We start from the raw sequence: 17,179 nt of genomic DNA on the forward strand, positions 1-17,179 counted from the left end.
GTCACCGCCTGATCAGTTGAGCGAGTTCTTCGGCCACCAGCGCACGCAGCTCGGCGCGCAGCGCTTCGATGCCGGGCTCGGCGGGGCGGCGGGCGGCGGGTCTGCCTGCGGGCGCCGCCGGCACCGCCCCGGAATCGTTGGACGCCCGCGGATAGGCCGGTACCGGGCCGTCGGGGGAGCGCCACGGCGACAGGCCGGCGAAGTTGGGCATCGGCACGCCGGCGTCGGCGTTGTAGGCGATCCGCGTCCAGTTCATCAGGTTCTCGGGCTGCAGGTTCTCCCCGATGGAACTGCGTCCGACGAAGCCGGTGCCGACCGTCATCGACGGAGCCAGGTGGGTCTCCAGGCCCGAGCTGCCGGTGCTGTTGCCGACGTTGACCGACACGCGCAGCACCGGCACGCTGGCCGCGAATTCGGTGATGACCGAGGCGTTCTCGCTGTGAATGGCCGCCGAGTGACCGGCTCCGGCGATGCGCACCACCGCGCGGGCGGCGCGGATGCCGCGCTGCGCATCGGCGACGGTGGTCATGCCCAGCACCGGGCTGAGCTTCTCGTGTGTGAGCACCTCCTCGCCGACCACGTCGGTGAACGGGGCGATGAGTACCCGGGTCTTGGGGGTGACGCGCACACCGATGCGCTCGGCGATCCATGCCGCGTCACGGCCGACCACGTCGGTGTTGAGCTGCCCGTCGGGAAACATGAACTCGCGCAGGCGCTGTGTCGCGTCGGCGTCGAGGATGTGCGCGCCGTGGCGGGTGAGCGCCGTCGTGAGCTTCGAGGCGATGGCGTCCTCGGCGATCAGCACCGACTCGTTGGTGCACAGCACCGAGTTGTCGAATGCCTTGCTGCCGACGATGCGCCGGGCAGCGGCGTCGACGTCGGCGGTCGCGTCGACGAACACGGGCACGTTGCCGGGTCCGACTCCCAGCGCCGGGGTGCCCGAGGAGTAGGCCGCCCGGACCATCGCGGTGCCGCCGGTGGCGACGATGACGTCGGTGCGCTCGTCGGACATCATCGCCTCGATCAGCGGCAGCGTGGGTTCGTCGACGACCGACACGATGCCGTCGGGGGCGCCGGCGGCGACAGCGGCCTCGGCCAGCACCCGGGCCGCGTCGGCCGAGCACTGCCGCGCCCTGGGGTGCGGGGCGACGACGACGGCGTTGCGGGTCATCAGCGCGAGGATCACCTTGAAGTACACCGTGGCAACGGGATTGGTGGTGGGGCACAGCGCCAGCACCACACCTGCGGGCCGGGGGATCTCGACGATCTTGCGGGCGGTGTCGATCCGTGGCGTCACGTAGTCCTGGTCGCGGTAGAACTCGACGATGCCGCGTGAGCAGGCGCGGTTCTTGACCACCTTGTCCTCGACCACACCCATCTGCGTCTCCGCGACGGCCGCCGCGGCGAAGCGTTCGGCGTTGCGGTGGCCGGCGTCGGCGACCGCCTCCACGATGCGGGTAACGGCTGCCTGGTCGTACTCCCCGTAGGCGGCCGCGGCGAAGCGCGCCCGCTCGAGCAGCTGGCGGGCGCGGGGTACTCCATTGTCGCCGGTCATCGCTTACTCCGTCCGGTCGCGGCCAGCTTCGCCCGTCCCACGGCGACCTCGACGCGGTCGAGCACGTCCTCGCAGAGGTCGCGGTTGAGCAGCAGGCCCGGTTTGAATTGCAGGACACGGGGATCCAGCGTCGAGAAGATCGCCCACACACCATTCTGGTAGAGCTCGCGCATCACGAACTTCGCGCCCTCCGGGTGGTCGAACTCCAGCCCGATCACCACGCCGTTCTGCCGGATGCCGACGAACCACTCCGGGTGGTCGGCCTGGATGCGGGACAGGCCGCGGGCGAAGATATCGGCGATGTAGTGCACCGACGAGCGGACCTCGGGCCTGCTGGTGATCTCGAGGGTCTTGATGGCGGCGACGCAGCCCAGCTCGGCGCCGCCGAAGGTCGAGATGTGGCCGAACCCGTCCTGGTCGAGCCACTGTGCGGCGCGGTCACTGAGCAGGGCAGCGGTGATCGGATACATCCCGCCCGAGAGTCCCTTGCCGGTGACCATGATGTCGGGTTCGATCCCGTGCTTGGTGATCGCCCACATCTCACCGGTGCGCATCAGGCCGGTCTGCACCTCGTCGGCGATGTACAGCGCGTCGTAGCGCACGCAGAGATCCTTGACCGCCTCGAGGTAACCCACGGGGGGAAGGGGGAATCCGTAGGTGGCCGGGATCGTCTCCATGATCACCGCCGCGACGTCGCGGCCGCGCAGCGCCTGCTCCATCGCGTCGGTGTCGCCGAACGGCACCTGGACGAACTCGTCGGGCCGGTCGGCCAGGAACAGTTTGGCGAAGCGGTCGTCGCCGGTGGCGACGGCCAGGCCGGTGTGCCCGTGGTAGGCCTTGACGATCGAGACGATCTTGCGTCGCTGCATGGCGTGGCGGGCACTCTTGAGCGCGATGTCGATGGCCTCGCCGCCGCCGGATCCGAAGGCGACCTTGGTCAGCGAGGCGGGGGCGGACTCGATCAGCTTCTGCGCCAACGCCGTCCGCGCAACCGACGGGAAGTGGTGGTTGCCGACGTCGAAGTACTGCATGCCTTCGGTGATCGCCGCCACCAGTTCCGGATTGCGATGGCCGAGGTTGTAGGTGCCGCCGTTGAGGTGCATGTCGATCAGCCGGCGCCCGCTCATGTCCCACAGGAAGTAGTCCTGCCTGCGGTCGATCACCAGGTCGACGCCGGAGTCGGTCCAGAATTGCGTCTTGTCCGGGTTCCAGTACTCCTTGGCACGTTCGAGCACCTGTGCCTTGGAATCGAACGAGAACGTGCCGTAGTCGTACACGGGACTCCCTGTCGTGAGGTCGGCCGGACGTGACCAAAAGCTAAACGGTAGGACCATTTATGTCAACCATGACCAATTGGGTCTTGCGCAGACCTTTTGGTAGTGCCAATATGGCTGAGGTTTCGCCATTGTGGTCTATACCACAGTGACCGGCCTCCGTGAGCTGGTCCTCCTTCATCCGGAAGGTATTCGTCAATGACAGAAGAATCCGCAACCGTGGCCCCGCGCCCGACCGCCCCCGACTCCGTCCAACGACTCAAGCGCAACGCCGTCGGCACCTTCGGGGTGATCTTCATGGCCGTTGCGACCGCCGCGCCGATCACCGCGATGGTCGGCAACGTGCCGATCGCGGTCGGCTTCGGCAACGGCGCACACGCACCGGCGGGCTACCTGGTCGCCACGATCGTGCTGGGCCTGTTCGCGATCGGCTACGCGACGATGGCCAAGCACATCACCTCGACCGGCGCGTTCTACGGCTACATCTCCCATGGCCTCGGCCGCGTCATCGGGATGGCCAGCGGTCTGATCATCACGATGGCCTACATCGTGTTCGAGGGCTCGCTGATCGGCATCTTCGCGTTCTTCTTCCAGAACCTGTTCGACAGTCAGTTCGGCATCCAGGTCCACTGGCTGATCCCGGCCCTGCTGATGCTCACGCTGAACTGCATCCTGACCTACTTCGACGTGAACCTGACGGCCAAGGTCCTCGGCGTGTTCCTGATCACCGAGATCTTCATGCTGTCCCTCGGTGCGCTCGCCGTCGCCGTCAAGGGCGGCGGCCCTCAGGGTTTCGCGGTCGGGGAGATCCTCAACCCGATCGGTGCCTTCCAGCCCGCGGCGATCGCCGGCGCCAGCGCCGGGCTCGGCCTGTTCTTCGCCTTCTGGTCTTGGGTCGGCTTCGAGTCGACCGCGATGTACGGCGAGGAGTCCAAGGACCCCAAGCGGATCATCCCGCGCGCCACCATGATCGCGGTGCTCGGTGTCGGCATCTTCTACATCTTCGTGTCCTGGATGGCGATCGCGGGCACCGGCCCGCAGAAGTCCATCGAGCTCGCGCAGAGCGCCGACACCAGCTCGGAGATCTTCTTCGGCCCGGTGCGCAGCACGTACGGCGAGTGGGCCATCACGCTGTTCAACATCCTGCTGGTGACGGGATCGTTCGCCTGCGGCATGGCGTTCCACAACTGCGCGTCGCGCTACCTGTACGCGATGGGCCGCGAAGGCCTGTCCGCCGGGCTGCAGAAGACCATCGGCGCCACGCACAAACACCATGGATCGCCGCACATCGCGTCGTTCGTGCAGACCGGCATCACGGCGGTACTGATCCTGGCGTTCTTCTTCGCAGGCATGGACCCCTACATCCACATGTACACACTGCTCGCGATCCTCGGCACCATGGCGATCCTGATCGTGCAGGCGCTGTGCGCCTTCTCGGTGGTGGCGTACTTCCACTTCCACAAGAACCATCCGTCCAGCGCGCACTGGTTCAAGACGTTCCTCGCTCCGCTGCTCGGCGGCATCGGGATGCTCTACGTGGTGTACCTGCTGTGGGAGCACAAGGACGCGGCCGCCGGTGCCGCGTCGGGCACGTTGCTGTTCAAGCTGACACCATGGATCGTGGTCGGACTGTTCGCGCTCGGTGCCGTGGTTGCGCTGTACTTCAAGTTCAACGACAAGGACCGGTACGAGCTGATCGGCCGGATCGTCTACGAGGACAACGAAGTCCGGGATCAGCAGCCCGCCAAGTAGGAGGCCTTCGTGGCAGACGAGCTGGGCCGGTTCAGGGTACTGAACTCGAAGCCGGTCAACCTCGACGGGTTCAGCGTCCCGGACGCCCGGCTCGGTCTGGTCGCGATGCGCAGCCCCCATGACCCCTCCCCGTCACTGGTCATCAGTGGCGGGGAGGTGACCGAACTCGACGGTAAAGGCGCCGGCGAGTTCGACGTCATCGACGAGTTCATCGCGCGCTACGGCATCGATCTCGCGGTCGCCGAGGAGGCGATGGCCCTCGACGACGTGACGCTGGCGCGGATGGCGGTGGACATCAACGTCCCGCGGGCGGAGGTGGTGCGGCTGATCGGCGGCACCACCCCCGCCAAGCTGGCCCGCGTGATCGCGCTGATGTCCCCGGTCGAGATGCAGATGGCGATGGCGAAGATGCGCGCGCGCCGGACGCCCAGCAACCAGGCGCACGTCACCAACCAGCTCGACGACCCGCTGCTGATCGCCGCCGACGCGGCCAGCGCCGTCGCGTACGGTTTCCGTGAGGTCGAGACGACGGTGCCGGTGCTCGGCGATGCGCCGTCAAATGCGGTCGCACTGCTGATCGGGTCGCAGGTCGGCACCCCCGGTGCGATGGCCCAGTGCTCGATCGAGGAGGCCCTCGAGTTGCGCCTGGGCCTGCGCGGGCTGACCAGTTACGCCGAGACCATCTCGATCTACGGCACGGAGCAGGTGTTCGTCGACGGCGACGACACCCCGTTCAGCAAGGCGATTCTCACCTCGGCCTATGCCTCACGGGGCCTCAAGATGCGGGTCACCAGCGGCGGCGGGGCCGAAGTTCTGATGGGCGCCGCGGAACAGTGCTCGATTCTCTATCTGGAGTCGCGGTGCGTGTCGCTGGCCCGGGCGCTCGGATCGCAGGGCGTGCAGAACGGCGGCATCGACGGGGTCGGCGTGGTGGCCTCGGTGCCCGAGGGCATGAAGGAGCTGCTCGCGGAGAACCTGATGGTGATGATGCGTGACCTGGAGTCGTGCGCGGGCAACGACAACCTGATCTCCGAATCGGACATCCGCCGCAGTGCTCACACGCTGCCCGTGCTGCTGGCCGGCGCCGACTTCATCTTCTCGGGCTTCGGGTCGATCCCGCGCTACGACAACGCTTTCGCGCTGTCGAACTTCAACTCCGACGACATGGACGACTTCCTGGTCCTGCAGCGCGACTGGGGCGCCGACGGCGGCCTGCGCACCGTCTCTCCCGAACATCTCGAGGCGGTGCGCCGACGCGCCGCCCAGGCTGTTCAGGCGGTCTACCGCGACCTCGGTCTGGCCGACTACGACGACGGGCGGGTGGAGGAGGTGGTGGCGGCCAACGGTTCCCGCGACCTGCCGCCGGGTCATCCCAAGATCGTGGCCGAGGCCGCGGCGTCCATCGAGGCCAAGCAGCTGACGGTGTTCGACGTGATCGCCTCGCTGCACCGCACCGGCTACACCGACGAGGCGGAAGCGATCACGACCCTGACCCGCGAACGGCTCAAGGGTGACCAGTTGCAGACGTCGGCCATCTTCGACGAGCAGTTCCGGGTGCTGTCCAAGCTCACCGATCCCAACGACTACACCGGCCCGGCAACGGGTTACGCGCTGAGCGACGCGCGGCGCACCGAGATCGACGCGATCCGGCAGGCACGCAGCAGCGCCGAGCTGACCGCGGACCAGGAGGAGCATCGCGGTCATCTCATCGTGACCGACGTCGAGCCGGCCCGGCAGGGCAGCGACCCCCGCGAGGTGTGCATCGGGCTGTCACCGGCCTGGGGCGCCACCGTGTGGCTGAGCCTGTGCGGACTGACCATCGGCGAGGTGCTGCGGCAGATCTCGGCAGGCCTGGAAGAGGAGGGCTGCGTCGCGCGCACGGTGCGGGTGCGCTCCACCATCGACGTCGGCCTGATCGGCCTGACCGCCGCGCGCCTGTCCGGGTCGGGCATCGGAATCGGGTTGCAGGGCAAGGGCACCGCGTTGATCCACCGCCGCGACCTCGCCCCGCTGGCGAACCTCGAGTTGTTCAGCGTGGCACCGCTGCTCACCGCCGCGCAGTACCGCGAGCTGGGCAAGAACGCGGCCCGGCACGCCAAGGGGATGGCCCCGGTGCCGATCTTCACCGGCGGCACCGACGAGTCGATCTCCGCCCGATACCACGCCCGGGCCGTGGCCCTGGTGGCACTCGAACGCGCAGCGTGCGAACCCGGGGAAGCCCCGGTCACGGTGAAGGTGGAACACCCGTGAACGAGATCACCGTGGGCAACGCCGTCGACGGCAAGCTCGGGCTGACCGATCTGCGGATGGATCCGGCCGCGCTGGGCCGGCAGGCAGACGTCGCCGAGGAGGGCGGCAACCCGCAGCTCGCCGAAAATTTCCGGCGGGCAGCCGAACTCGCGACGATCGACGACGAACAGGTGATGGCGCTCTACGAGGCGCTGCGTCCCCACCGGTCGACCGCAGCCGAGCTCGAAGAGCTGCGCACCTCGCTGATCGACCGCGGTGCACCGCGCTGCGCGGCCCTGGTGGAGCAGGCCGCCGCCGCCTACGCCCGCCGCGGCCTGCTGCGTTGATCCGCACGGTCGCCGGCATCGACGTCGGCAACCACACCACCGAGATCCTGTTGGCCCAGGTGGACGGCGGCCTCGTCAGCGCCGTCGCGCACGGGCAGGCGCCCACCCGCGGCCGCAAGGGCAGCCTGGAATCGCTGCACGGCGCGGCGGCGCTGCTGCACAGAATCGAAGTCGATGCCGGCCTGCGCACCGACGAGCTGCTGTTGTCGGCGCTGCGCCCCGTGGACACCGCGACCGCGCCGATTCCGCCGGCCTACTCACCGTCGTCCCCGGTGCGCAGCCTGCGGCGCCCGGATGCGAGCACCCCGGCGGGTGCGGGTCACGGGGTCGGGCGCCACGTGCGGCTGACCGATCTCGCGGCCTCACCGACGGCGGGGTCCGTCGTCGTGTCCGTCGACGCGGCCACCGACTTCGAGGTGGCGGCGCGGGAGATCGGCACGGCGGTCGACCGCGGATGGCAGATCGTCGGCGTGGTCGCGGCCCAGGACGATGCGGTGTTGATCCGCAACAGGATTCCGATCGACGTGCCCGTGGTCGACGAGGTCGACGTCGAGGGGCTGGCGCCGGGAGCGCTGGTCGCGGTGGAGGTGGTGGAGGCGGGCCGCGCGTACCGTGCGATGGCCGATCCGATCGCGCTGTCAGCGGCGCTGTGCCTGCCCGTCGAGAGTCTGCGTGAGGTCGCCGACTTCTGTCGTGAGCTGGCCGATTCGGCGGCGATCGCGGTGACGCCACGCACCGATGCGCCAGGCCCACCCGATCCCGACGGCGATCACGTCGACATCCGCGCCGACGGCCGCACGGTCCGGTACACGCCCGCGCAGGCGCACGCGGTGCTGCGCCGCTCAGCACCGGGCATCGTCGAACATGTTCGGCTGCAAGCTGTTCCGACCGCGGCGCAGGGCTTGGCGGTCCACGACGCGTTCTTCACGAACCTGGCGGCGATCGACAGCGGCGCGTGGCTGCGGCGCGGCGTCGCCGATGCGCAGGGCACCGTCGTCGCGTTGCTGGCCGCCGAGGAGGCCGCCGACGCGGCGGCCACGCTGAGCGAGTTGACGGGCCGGCCGGCCCGCACGCTGACTTCGGAACCTCTGGCCGCGGCGTGGGGCGCCCGCACCACACCGGGCTTCCCGCCCGGCTCGATGGTGTGTGACATCGGCGGCGGCACCGTGGATCTGATCGGCGACTTGCAGACCGTGGTCGCGGCGGGGGCGGGGGAGTCGATCACCGTCGCGATCGCCCGCGTGCTCGGTATCCCCCGGGCGCTGGCCGAAACGGTGAAACGCACACCGGCGGTGCGGGTGGAGGGTCCGCACGTCGCGCACGAGGAGGACGGGCGACGTGTGTTCCTGGACGCGCCGGCGTCCTCGGATGCGATCGGCCGGCTGTGCACGCGCGGCAGCGCAGGGCTGGTGCCGTTCTCCAATCGGCTTGCGGCCGAGGAATGGCGCAGCCTGCGGCTGGCGATCAAGCAGGAGACCGTCGCGGCGAACATCGCGCGGTGCCTGAGCGCGTTCGACGATCCGCCGACGGCGCTGGTGCTGGCCGGCGGTGGTGCACTCGACGACGAGTTGATGCGCACGGTCTCCGAGGCGCTGCGCCCGCTGCGGGTCGTGGTCGGACGCGCAGACATCGACGGTGTGCACGGCCCACGGTTCGCGGTGGCGCGCGGGCTGGTCGCTATGTACGCGCAGCAGTAGGAAGGCCCGCGATCGCGTGCGCGATGTGACCCCGCCAGTGGGCGGGATCGATCCGGTGCACCGCTGAATCGCCCTGAAAAGCACTGGAGATCACCACATCCGGGGAGAGCTCGGCGAGCGTACGCAGGCTCTCGGCGATGTTCTCCGCATCGCCGGACGTGTGGAAGCTGTCGATGTAGCCGGCCCACCACCCGCCCTCGGCGGTGCGCACCAGCGTGTCGCCGGTGAACAGATACCGCCCCTCGGCGCCGTGCACCAGGTAGCAGACGCTGCCCGGGGAATGGCCCGGAGTCGGGATGATCTCGATGCCGTTCGCGTCGGTGTAGCGTCCCGTCACCGGTACGTCGACATGGGCGTGTCTGCTGATGTCGGCGAGGTCCCCTGCGGGTGCGTGCAGGGTGGACCCGAATCGCTCGGCGACTCGCGCGAGCATGGGCCCGGCCTCGTCGCGATGGCTGAGGTAGTGATGGGTGACGCCGCCGAGGCCGGCGAGGTGGTCGAAGTCGGCGTCGGTGGCGGGGGAGTAGAACAGGATGTTCGCCGGTGTCCAGAGGTAGGCGTGGGTGGTCAGCCCGGGAAATGGTGAGTCGGTGCGGGTTTCATGGAGATCGCTGAGTACCTGTTTCATGATCTCAGGCTGCAACCTCAACGATACTTCAGGTCAATAGTGCTCCCGCGAGCAGACGCAAAGTCGTGCGAATCTCGCCGATATCGTCTGAGTTCGCGTCTGCTCGCCGGGTCGTCCCCCTCAGAGTTCGGCGAGTTGCTTGATCGCCGGCGCGATCCCGTCGATCCACGCCGCCGGCTTCCCGCCGGGCGGCATCACGATGGCCATGTCGACGCCCAGGCGGGCGTATTCGGCCATGGCCCGGACGAATTCGTCGCGGGCGTCCGGTGCGGGCGACGGGTCGTGGACCGTGATGGTCTTGCGGATCGACCCGTAGTCGCGGCCCGCGTCGTCGCAGTGCCTGCGCAGCACGTCCAGCTTGTGCGCGACCTCGTCGGTGGACGTCGCGAACAGGTTGCACGCGTCGCCGTACCGGGCGACCAGACGCAGCGTCTTGCGCTCCCCGCCGCCGCCGATCAGCATCTTCGGACGGTTGATCGGCTGCGGCGAGCACAGCGTCTCGCCGAGCTGGTAGTGCCTTCCCTGATACGCCCCGTTGTTCTCGGGGTCCCACATCTGGTCGCAGATCTGCAGAGCCTCCTCGAGACGCTCGAACCGCTCGGCGATCGGCGGGAGCGGTACCCCGAGGCCCTGGTGTTCGCGCTCGAACCAGGCGGCACCGATCCCGAGGACCGCGCGCCCGCCCGACAGCACGTCGACCGTCGTCACGATCTTGGCGAGCAGGCCGGGGTGGCGGTAGGTCACGCCGGTGACGAGCAGCCCGAGGCTGACCGTCGAGGTGTGCGCGGCGAGGAAGCCCAGCGTCGTGTAGCCCTCGAGCATGTGCGCCTCGGCGGGCAGGCCGGTGGGTTCGATCTGGAAGAAATGGTCCATGAGAGACAGCCAGGTCGCCCCGGACTCCTCCGCGGCGGCGACGACGCCGGGAACTGCCACCCGCGAGCAGACATGAACTAGGGCGAATCTGCCGCGATGTGCGCGAGTTCGCGTCTGCTCGCCGGGATCGGTCACGCGGGCCCTAGACCCGGAACGATGTCACCGAGGCGGAAGGTGACGGGCCGGTCGAGCTGGTCGTAGGTGCAGGAGCGCGGGTCGCGGTCGGGCCGCCACCGGTTGAACTGCGCGGTGTGGCGAAACCGCGAACCCTCCATGTGGTCGTAGCGCACCTCGACGACGCGTTCGGGGCGCAGCGGCACGAACGACAGGTCCTTGCCGGCGTTCCACCGCGACCCGCCGCCGTAGCGGCGCTCCACCTCCGGATCCACGTGCGCCGCCCAGTTCCACGGGTGCTCGTCGAAGCTCGTCACCAGCGGCTGCAACTCGGTGAACAGCGCACGCCTGCGCGCCATCGGGAACGCGCCGATGACGCCGACCGACGCCAGCGATCCGTCGGCGCCGTAGAGCCCGAGCAGCAGCGACCCGATCGCGTCGGGCCCGGATTTGTGCAGCCGGTAGCCGGCGACGACGCAGTCGGCGGTGCGTTGATGCTTGATCTTGAACATCGCCCGCTTGTCGGGTTGGTAGGGCAGGGTCGGCGGCTTCGCGACGACGCCGTCCAGACCCGCACCCTCGAACTCGTCGAACCAGCGGTGAGCGGTGGCCAGGTCGGTGGTCGCCGGGGTGACGTGGAACGTCGGCCCGCACCCGGCCAGGGCGTCGACGAGCGCGGCGCGCCGTTCGTCGAACGGGAGCGCGGTCAGGTCCTGGTCGCCGAGCGCGAGCAGATCGAAGGCGATGAACGCCGCCGGGGTCTGCTCGGCCAGCATCCGCACCCGCGACGCGGCCGGGTGCAGGCGCAGTTGCAGCGCCTCGAAGTCCAGTCCCGCGCCGGCAGCGATCACGATCTCGCCGTCGATGACGCAGCGCTGCGGCAGTTCGGCCAGTGCCGCGTCGGCGATCTCCGGGAAGTAACGCGTCATCGGCCGTTCGTTGCGGCTGCCGAGTTCCACGTCATCTCCGTCGCGGAACAGGATCGACCGGAACCCGTCCCACTTCGGCTCGTACCAGGCGTCCGGCGGGATCTCGGCGACCGACTTCGCCAGCATCGGCGACACCGGCGGCATCACAGGCAGCATCATCTCCGCCATTGTCGCGCTGCCGGCACCGCGCAGGCTCAGCCCTTGCGGCCGACGAGCGCGTCGACGGGGTCCGGTGCGCCGTCGCGGTCCTTGACCACCCGGTAGGCGACGTAGCCGACGACGAGCGTGAGCGCGACGAAGATGACCGCGAAGTACTGCAGGAACAGCGAGTCGCCGGCCGGGTTGTAGACCTCCTGGCGCGGCCACCCGATGTTGACCACCAGCAGGCCGCCCATCACCACGGCGATCAGGTTGACCGGGATCCCCCACCTGCCCAGGTCCATGATCGGCTTGCCGTGGGACAGGCTGGTCCCGCGCAGCCGGTGCACCAGCGCCGGCACGGTCACCATCAGATAGGCCAGGTAGACGATCACCACCGACACCGACGCGATCGCGGCGAACACACTCGACTGCCCGAGATTGACCAGCAGCACCGCGATCGCCAGGGTGCTGACCGCGATACCGGTGATGACGGGCGTTCCGGTGCGCTTGTTGACCCGCGCCAGGAACGAACCGAACGGGAGCCGGTTGTCGCGCGCCATCGAGAACATCACGCGCGATGCCGACGCCTGGATGGCCAGCGTGGCCGAGAAGATGGCGACCGCGACGAGGCCGAGCAGGGTCTTGCCCAGCCATGTGTCGAGCTGGCTCTCGATCACCCACGCCATGCCGCCGTGCGCCAGATCGTCACCGAGTTCGGGGGCCGACATCAGGGCCGCCAGGATCATCAGGCCGCCTCCGAGGAACGACACGAGCAGCGCGTTGACGATCGCCTTCGGCGCGGTCTTGCGGGGGTTGCGGGTCTCCTCGCTGAGCTCGGCGGCACTGTCGAAGCCGTACATCACGTAGGCGGCCATCAGCATCGAGGCCAGGAACGCGGGCAGGTAGCTCACCCCGGTGCCGTGGCCGCCGGTGTCGAGCACGGCCTGGGCCGGGCCGCGTTCGGCGGTCAGGAACATCGCGCCGATGATCAGCACGACGCCGATGATCTCCAGCGTCACGCCGGTGACGGTGATCCGTGCCATGAAGCGCACGCCCGCGGCGCTGATGATCGTGCAGAGCACGATCGTGACGGCGCCGAGCATGATGCCGTTGGTGGCGCCGTCGACCGAGAGCGGGTCCATGTCCTCGCCGACGAGCTGAAAGCCCGACCAGATCGGTGGCAGCACGGTCTGCATGGCGATCGCGAGTGCGGCGATCGACACGATGTAGCCGACCAGCATGAACCACCCGGCGAACCAGCCGACAGCGTTGCCCGCGAGCCGCCGGGACCACTGGTAGATGGCGCCGGCCACCGGGAACTTGCCGGACAGCTCGGCGAACACCAGGCAGACGCAGAACTGGCAGGCGAACACGATCGGCCACGTGAAGAAGAACGCGGGGCCGCCGAGCGCGAAGCCGAGCGGGAAGAACGCGAACACCGTGGTCAGGATCGACACGAAGGAGAATCCCGACGCGAACGCCGCGTACCCGCCGATGCCGCGGTGCAGCTCCTGGGTGTAGCCGAGTTCCTCCAGCGTGGAGGCGTCCTCCTGGGAGGAGATGGCGGGATCGATGGCGGTCATACAGCGCTCCTGGTGTCGGACATTCCTGTCGTGCGACAGAAAAGTACAAAGCGTTCGTGTGCTGGCCGTTTCCTCGATGTCACGACTGTGTGACCAGGCGCAGGTTGGGTGACAATCTCGGTCATGTCGTTGGTACTGCCGTCCGGGCGCGATCTCGCCGAGACCGTCGCGGCCCTGGACGCCGCCACCGACGAGGCGGGCCTGCGCGCCGCGATGGAGCGGGCGGCCGCGACGGTCACCGGGGAGTCCCGCGCTCACGCATCGGCGCTGGCCGCGGCGTGGTCGACGGTTCTGCGGCACGGACTGGCCGCCGGGGTCCGGCTGGCGGGACCGGCGGACTGGACATGGTTCGTCTCGGGCAGCGCGGGCCGAGGGGAGGCGGTCCCCGGATCGGACGTGGAGACGATGATCGTGCTCGACGACGGGGTCGACGACGACGAGAAGGCGGCGCTGCTGGTGCGCGCCGCACAGGTACACGCCCTGGTGGAGGGGTGCGGCATCCACGGCGACGGGAACGGCGTGCTGGCCGGCCGCGCGCGCTTCTGCCGTCGGCGGGGCAGCTGGACCGAGGGCATCGAGCGCTGGGCCGCCGAGCCCCAGAGGGACCGCGGCGTCGTGATGACCGGGCTGATGGCCGACGCCAGCGGCCTGCCGGGCGCCTGCGCCGACGACTTCCTGCGCGCGCAGGCGGTGTCGGCGGTGGGGCGGCACTATCCGGTACGGCAGGCGATGGTGCAGGACGCCACCGCGGTGCGGGCAACGGTTCCTTCTCGGTTGAAACTGTTCGTCAGCGGCGGCGACTCTGTCGACGTCAAGCGCGCCGTGATCGACCCGATCGTGAAGATCGCCCGTTGGGCGGCACTGTCGGGAGGATCGGCTGCGCTGTCCACCCGGGAGCGGCTCGCGGCCGGCGAGGCCGGCGGCGTACTGGACACCGACGACGCGGCGACGCTGGGTGACTGTCACCATTGGCTGATGCGTTTCCGTTGGCGGACAAACGTTTCCGCCTTCGTGGCCGGGCGGGCCGCCGGGGACGTGATCTCTCTCGGCGAGTTGTCGCCGCAGGACCGCGCCGCGCTGCGCAGCGTCGCGCGCGAGGTGTCCGGCGTGATGCGCAAACTGTCGTACCTGTCCTCGATCTCGGCGTTCGCGCAGCGGTAGCGCACGTGACCGGCGATCCCGTATCCCACGCCGTGGCGACCACGGTCGCGGTGCACCGCATCGAGGGCTGGCACCCCACCGACGATCACGTCGATGCGCTGGGCGCTCTGGCCCGCGGCGACCTTCCGTTCGCCGACTTCCTCGCGACCCATCGCGCCCGCCATCCGCCGCCCTCGCCGCATCGCCGCAAGATCCGGCTGCGCCGCCCGGCGCCGTATCTCATCCCCGGAACCACGCTGCTGCGCAACGAATTCGGTGTGACGACCGCCGATGCGCTGGCCGACCTGGAGTACACGGCGTCGGCGGGTCGGATGGTCGGCTGGCTCTGCGCGCCGACGATCGAGGCGCTCGACGCGAGAGTGATGCACCGGCACCTGTTCTCCGATGCGTACGGGTGGGCCGGCCAGTACAGGGCCGTCGAATTGCGGCGTGGCCGAGACGTATTCGGCTCGGTGTCGTCGATCGAGGACAGGATGGCCGACGTGCACGGCACCGCGCACCGGCTGGTCGACGAGGGTGCCGGCCGGGACGCCCCGCGGCTGGCCTACGAGCTGGCCCGTTGGTACGCGGACTACAACCAGATCCACCCCTTCCGGGAGGGGAACGGCAGAACCGGTGCGCTGATGCTGCTGGCGATCGCGTCGATGTGCGGTCACCGGCTCGACCTGACCGGGATCACCCGGCACGAGTGGTACGCGGCGGCGGCCGACAGCATGCCGGCGCGTCGCGACGGTCGTGTGAGTTACCGGCCCTTTCTGTATCTGCTCAAAGGCGCCGTGAGCTGACTTAAAGATGATGTTTGATTAACGAAATAGTATTCAGTTATACTGGCCGCGGGTGTGATCGATCCGCGTCACGAAAGCGAGGCGCCATGCCCACTCTGCCGAAGTATCACGGCCCGTTCGTCGGGCCCGCGGTGTTCGTCACCGTCATGGTCGTCACCGGGGTCGTGAGCCTCAATGTCACCGCGGTCGCCGCCACCCTGAATCCCGCGCTGGGGGTGGCGACGTTGCTCGCCACGCTGCTGGTGCTGCTGGCCGTCGGCGACCGACTCGGCGAGCGGTACGTACCGGCGGCAATGCGCGCATTCCGGTCCTGGTGCCGGGGGACGGTGAGGCACCTGCGCGCCGACCGGTGATTCGGGCCGGGTCGAGGAAAACGCCCAGCGTGCGCACGACACCTTGGCACACTGTCCAGACGCGGGCGCCCATGGGGCCGGCGGTCGACGACTCGAAGGAGACCACATGGCAGACGTGATCGCCGGCATCCGCCAACGGTTGGCCCTCACCGCGGAGAAGGTTCACGCACTGAAGCGGCTGCACGACACCGGAATCCTCGAGTTCAACGGTGTCACGCTGGAAACCGCGAGGAATGCCGCGGTGTACGGGCCGCAGGCCACGATGGTGATCCAGGGCGGCCGCAAGTATCCGTCGCTGCCTGCGATCGTCGACGAGCGCGGAACGCTGACCTACAAGCAGGTCGACGACCAGTCCACCGCGCTGGGCCGCGGGCTCGGGCAGATGGGGGTCGGCCAAGGGTCGGTCGTGGGTCTGCTGTGCCGCGATCACCGCGGCCTCATCATCGCGATGGCGGCCTGCGGCAAGCTGGGCGCCCGGCTGGTGCTGATGAACACCGGCTTCGCCAAACCGCAGTTCGCGCAGGTCTGCGAGCGCGAGAACGTGAAGGTGGTGCTGCACGACAGCGAGTTCCTCGGCCTGCTCGATGCGTTGCCTGCGGATCTGCCGCGTGTGCTGACCTGGGTGGACGAGGGCGCCGACCGGCCCGCCGGCGTGCCGACCCTCGACGACATCGTCGCCGCGAACCCCACCGAACCACTGCCCGCGCCCGGCAAGCCGGGCGGATTCGTGATCCTCACCAGCGGCACCACCGGACTGCCGAAGGGCGCCCCGAGGGCCAAGGTGTCGCCGTTCGCGACCGCGCAGGTGGTCGACCGCATCCCGTTTCCCCGGCAGGGCACCATGGTGATCGTCTCGCCGATCTTCCACAGCACGGGGCTGGCCATGTACCTGGTGGGGGCGGCGCTGGGCAACAAGATCGTCACCACCCGGCGGTTCACCGCCGAGGGCACGCTGGCGCTGATCGCCGACCACCGGGCCGACATGCTGATCGCCGTTCCGACCATGCTGCACCGCATGGTCGGACTGCCGCCGGAGACGATCTCGAAGTACGACACATCCTCGCTGAAGGCCATCGTCGTCGCCGGGTCGGCGCTCACGCCCGAACTGACCCACCGCGTGCAGGACACGTTCGGCGACGTGCTCTACAACCTCTACGGCTCCACCGAGTGCGCCGTGGCGACCGTGGCCACCCCGCAGGAGTTGCGCAGCGCGCCCGGCACCGCGGGCCGCTCGCCGGTGACCTGCGAGGTGGTGCTGTTCGACGAGAACGATCAGCGGGTGTACGGCGCCGGGAAGCGGGGCCGGATCTTCATCCGCAGCGGATCGCCGTTCGAGGGCTACACCGACGGCAGGCACAAGCAGATCGTCGACGGCTACATGTCCAGTGGCGACATGGGCCATTTCGACGAGAACGGGTTGCTGTTCGTCGACGGGCGCGACGACGACATGATCGTCTCCGGAGGCGAGAACGTCTTCCCTCAGGAAGTCGAGAACCTGCTCGTCGAGCACGAGCATGTCTCCGATGTCGCGGTGGTCGGGGTCGACGACGTGGAGTTCGGAAAACGCTTGCGCGCCTTCATTGTTCCGGCACCCGGCGCGTCGCCCGAGGCCGAGGCCATCAAGCAGTACGTGAAGGACAACCTCGCGCGTTACAAGGTGCCGCGCGACGTGGTGTTCGTCGAGGAGTTGCCGCGCAACGCCACCGGCAAGGTACTGCGACGGATCCTGGTCGAGATGGACGTGACGGCGCAGTAGCC

The 17,179-nt window shown here is 69.0% G+C and carries 14 protein-coding genes; 8 read left to right on the forward strand and 6 right to left on the reverse strand.

What is annotated here, in order from left to right:
* Window position 1: 1 nt before the first annotated feature.
* Complete coding sequence (locus G6N45_RS06815; RefSeq protein WP_163721052.1) at window positions 2-1,555, reverse strand: aldehyde dehydrogenase family protein; 1,554 nt, start codon at window positions 1,553-1,555, stop codon at window positions 2-4.
* The gene (locus tag G6N45_RS06820) at window positions 1,552-2,832 is read right to left on the reverse strand and encodes a class-III pyridoxal-phosphate-dependent aminotransferase (RefSeq protein ID WP_163721053.1); all 1,281 of its coding nucleotides are present in this window, start codon (window positions 2,830-2,832) and stop codon (window positions 1,552-1,554) included. Before G6N45_RS06820 ends, G6N45_RS06815 begins: the two co-directional genes overlap by 4 nt.
* Before the next feature lie 195 nt (window positions 2,833-3,027).
* On the opposite strand from G6N45_RS06820, the gene G6N45_RS06825 reads away from it, so the two are divergent.
* From G6N45_RS06825 to G6N45_RS06840, 4 genes are read left to right on the forward strand one after another with little or no spacing between them, the layout of a single operon-like run.
* On the forward strand, window positions 3,028-4,581 hold the full coding sequence (locus tag G6N45_RS06825; protein ID WP_163721056.1) for an APC family permease: 1,554 nt from the start codon (window positions 3,028-3,030) through the stop codon (window positions 4,579-4,581).
* 9 nt (window positions 4,582-4,590) lie between these two features.
* The gene (locus G6N45_RS06830) at window positions 4,591-6,831 is read left to right on the forward strand and encodes a propanediol/glycerol family dehydratase large subunit (RefSeq protein WP_163721058.1); all 2,241 of its coding nucleotides are present in this window, start codon (window positions 4,591-4,593) and stop codon (window positions 6,829-6,831) included.
* Window positions 6,828-7,157 (forward strand): diol dehydratase small subunit, encoded by a 330-nt coding sequence (locus tag G6N45_RS06835; protein ID WP_163721060.1) that lies wholly within the window; start codon window positions 6,828-6,830, stop codon window positions 7,155-7,157. The genes G6N45_RS06830 and G6N45_RS06835 overlap by 4 nt, the downstream gene beginning before the upstream one ends.
* A complete protein-coding gene (locus G6N45_RS06840; protein WP_163721063.1) occupies window positions 7,154-8,854 on the forward strand; it encodes a diol dehydratase reactivase ATPase-like domain-containing protein in 1,701 nt (566 codons plus the stop codon). Before G6N45_RS06835 ends, G6N45_RS06840 begins: the two co-directional genes overlap by 4 nt.
* Here G6N45_RS06840 and G6N45_RS06845 read toward each other — a convergent pair.
* The 4 genes from G6N45_RS06845 to G6N45_RS06860 all read right to left on the reverse strand — a co-directional run bounded on the left by G6N45_RS06845 (window position 8,835) and on the right by G6N45_RS06860 (window position 13,122).
* A complete protein-coding gene (locus G6N45_RS06845; RefSeq protein WP_163721065.1) occupies window positions 8,835-9,482 on the reverse strand; it encodes an MBL fold metallo-hydrolase in 648 nt (215 codons plus the stop codon). The two genes, G6N45_RS06840 and G6N45_RS06845, sit on opposite strands and share 20 nt — an antisense overlap.
* A 120-nt stretch (window positions 9,483-9,602) precedes the next feature.
* Window positions 9,603-10,415, reverse strand: coding sequence for an LLM class F420-dependent oxidoreductase (locus tag G6N45_RS06850; protein ID WP_264060770.1), 813 nt, complete (start codon window positions 10,413-10,415; stop codon window positions 9,603-9,605).
* A 71-nt stretch (window positions 10,416-10,486) separates the two neighbouring features.
* Window positions 10,487-11,557, reverse strand: coding sequence for an ATP-dependent DNA ligase (locus G6N45_RS06855; RefSeq protein ID WP_179965282.1), 1,071 nt, complete (start codon window positions 11,555-11,557; stop codon window positions 10,487-10,489).
* Window positions 11,558-11,592: 35 nt separating this feature from the next.
* On the reverse strand, window positions 11,593-13,122 hold the full coding sequence (locus G6N45_RS06860) for an amino acid permease (protein WP_163721069.1): 1,530 nt from the start codon (window positions 13,120-13,122) through the stop codon (window positions 11,593-11,595).
* Window positions 13,123-13,245: 123 nt separating this feature from the next.
* Between G6N45_RS06860 and G6N45_RS06865 the strand changes: the two genes are divergently transcribed.
* The 4 genes from G6N45_RS06865 (at window position 13,246) to G6N45_RS06880 (ending at window position 17,177) form a co-directional block, all read left to right on the forward strand.
* On the forward strand, window positions 13,246-14,283 hold the full coding sequence (locus G6N45_RS06865) for a putative nucleotidyltransferase substrate binding domain-containing protein (RefSeq protein ID WP_163721071.1): 1,038 nt from the start codon (window positions 13,246-13,248) through the stop codon (window positions 14,281-14,283).
* A gap of 5 nt (window positions 14,284-14,288) precedes the next feature.
* A complete protein-coding gene (locus G6N45_RS06870; protein ID WP_163721074.1) occupies window positions 14,289-15,068 on the forward strand; it encodes a Fic family protein in 780 nt (259 codons plus the stop codon).
* Window positions 15,069-15,154: 86 nt separating this feature from the next.
* Window positions 15,155-15,421: a hypothetical protein gene (locus tag G6N45_RS06875; RefSeq protein WP_163721076.1), complete on the forward strand. Its 267-nt coding sequence runs from the start codon at window positions 15,155-15,157 to the stop codon at window positions 15,419-15,421.
* A 106-nt stretch (window positions 15,422-15,527) separates the two neighbouring features.
* Window positions 15,528-17,177 (forward strand): acyl-CoA synthetase, encoded by a 1,650-nt coding sequence (locus G6N45_RS06880; protein WP_163721078.1) that lies wholly within the window; start codon window positions 15,528-15,530, stop codon window positions 17,175-17,177.
* Window positions 17,178-17,179 lie beyond the last annotated feature (2 nt).

It is taken from the genome of Mycolicibacterium psychrotolerans, from assembly GCF_010729305.1.
Taxonomy (GTDB): domain Bacteria; phylum Actinomycetota; class Actinomycetes; order Mycobacteriales; family Mycobacteriaceae; genus Mycobacterium; species Mycobacterium psychrotolerans.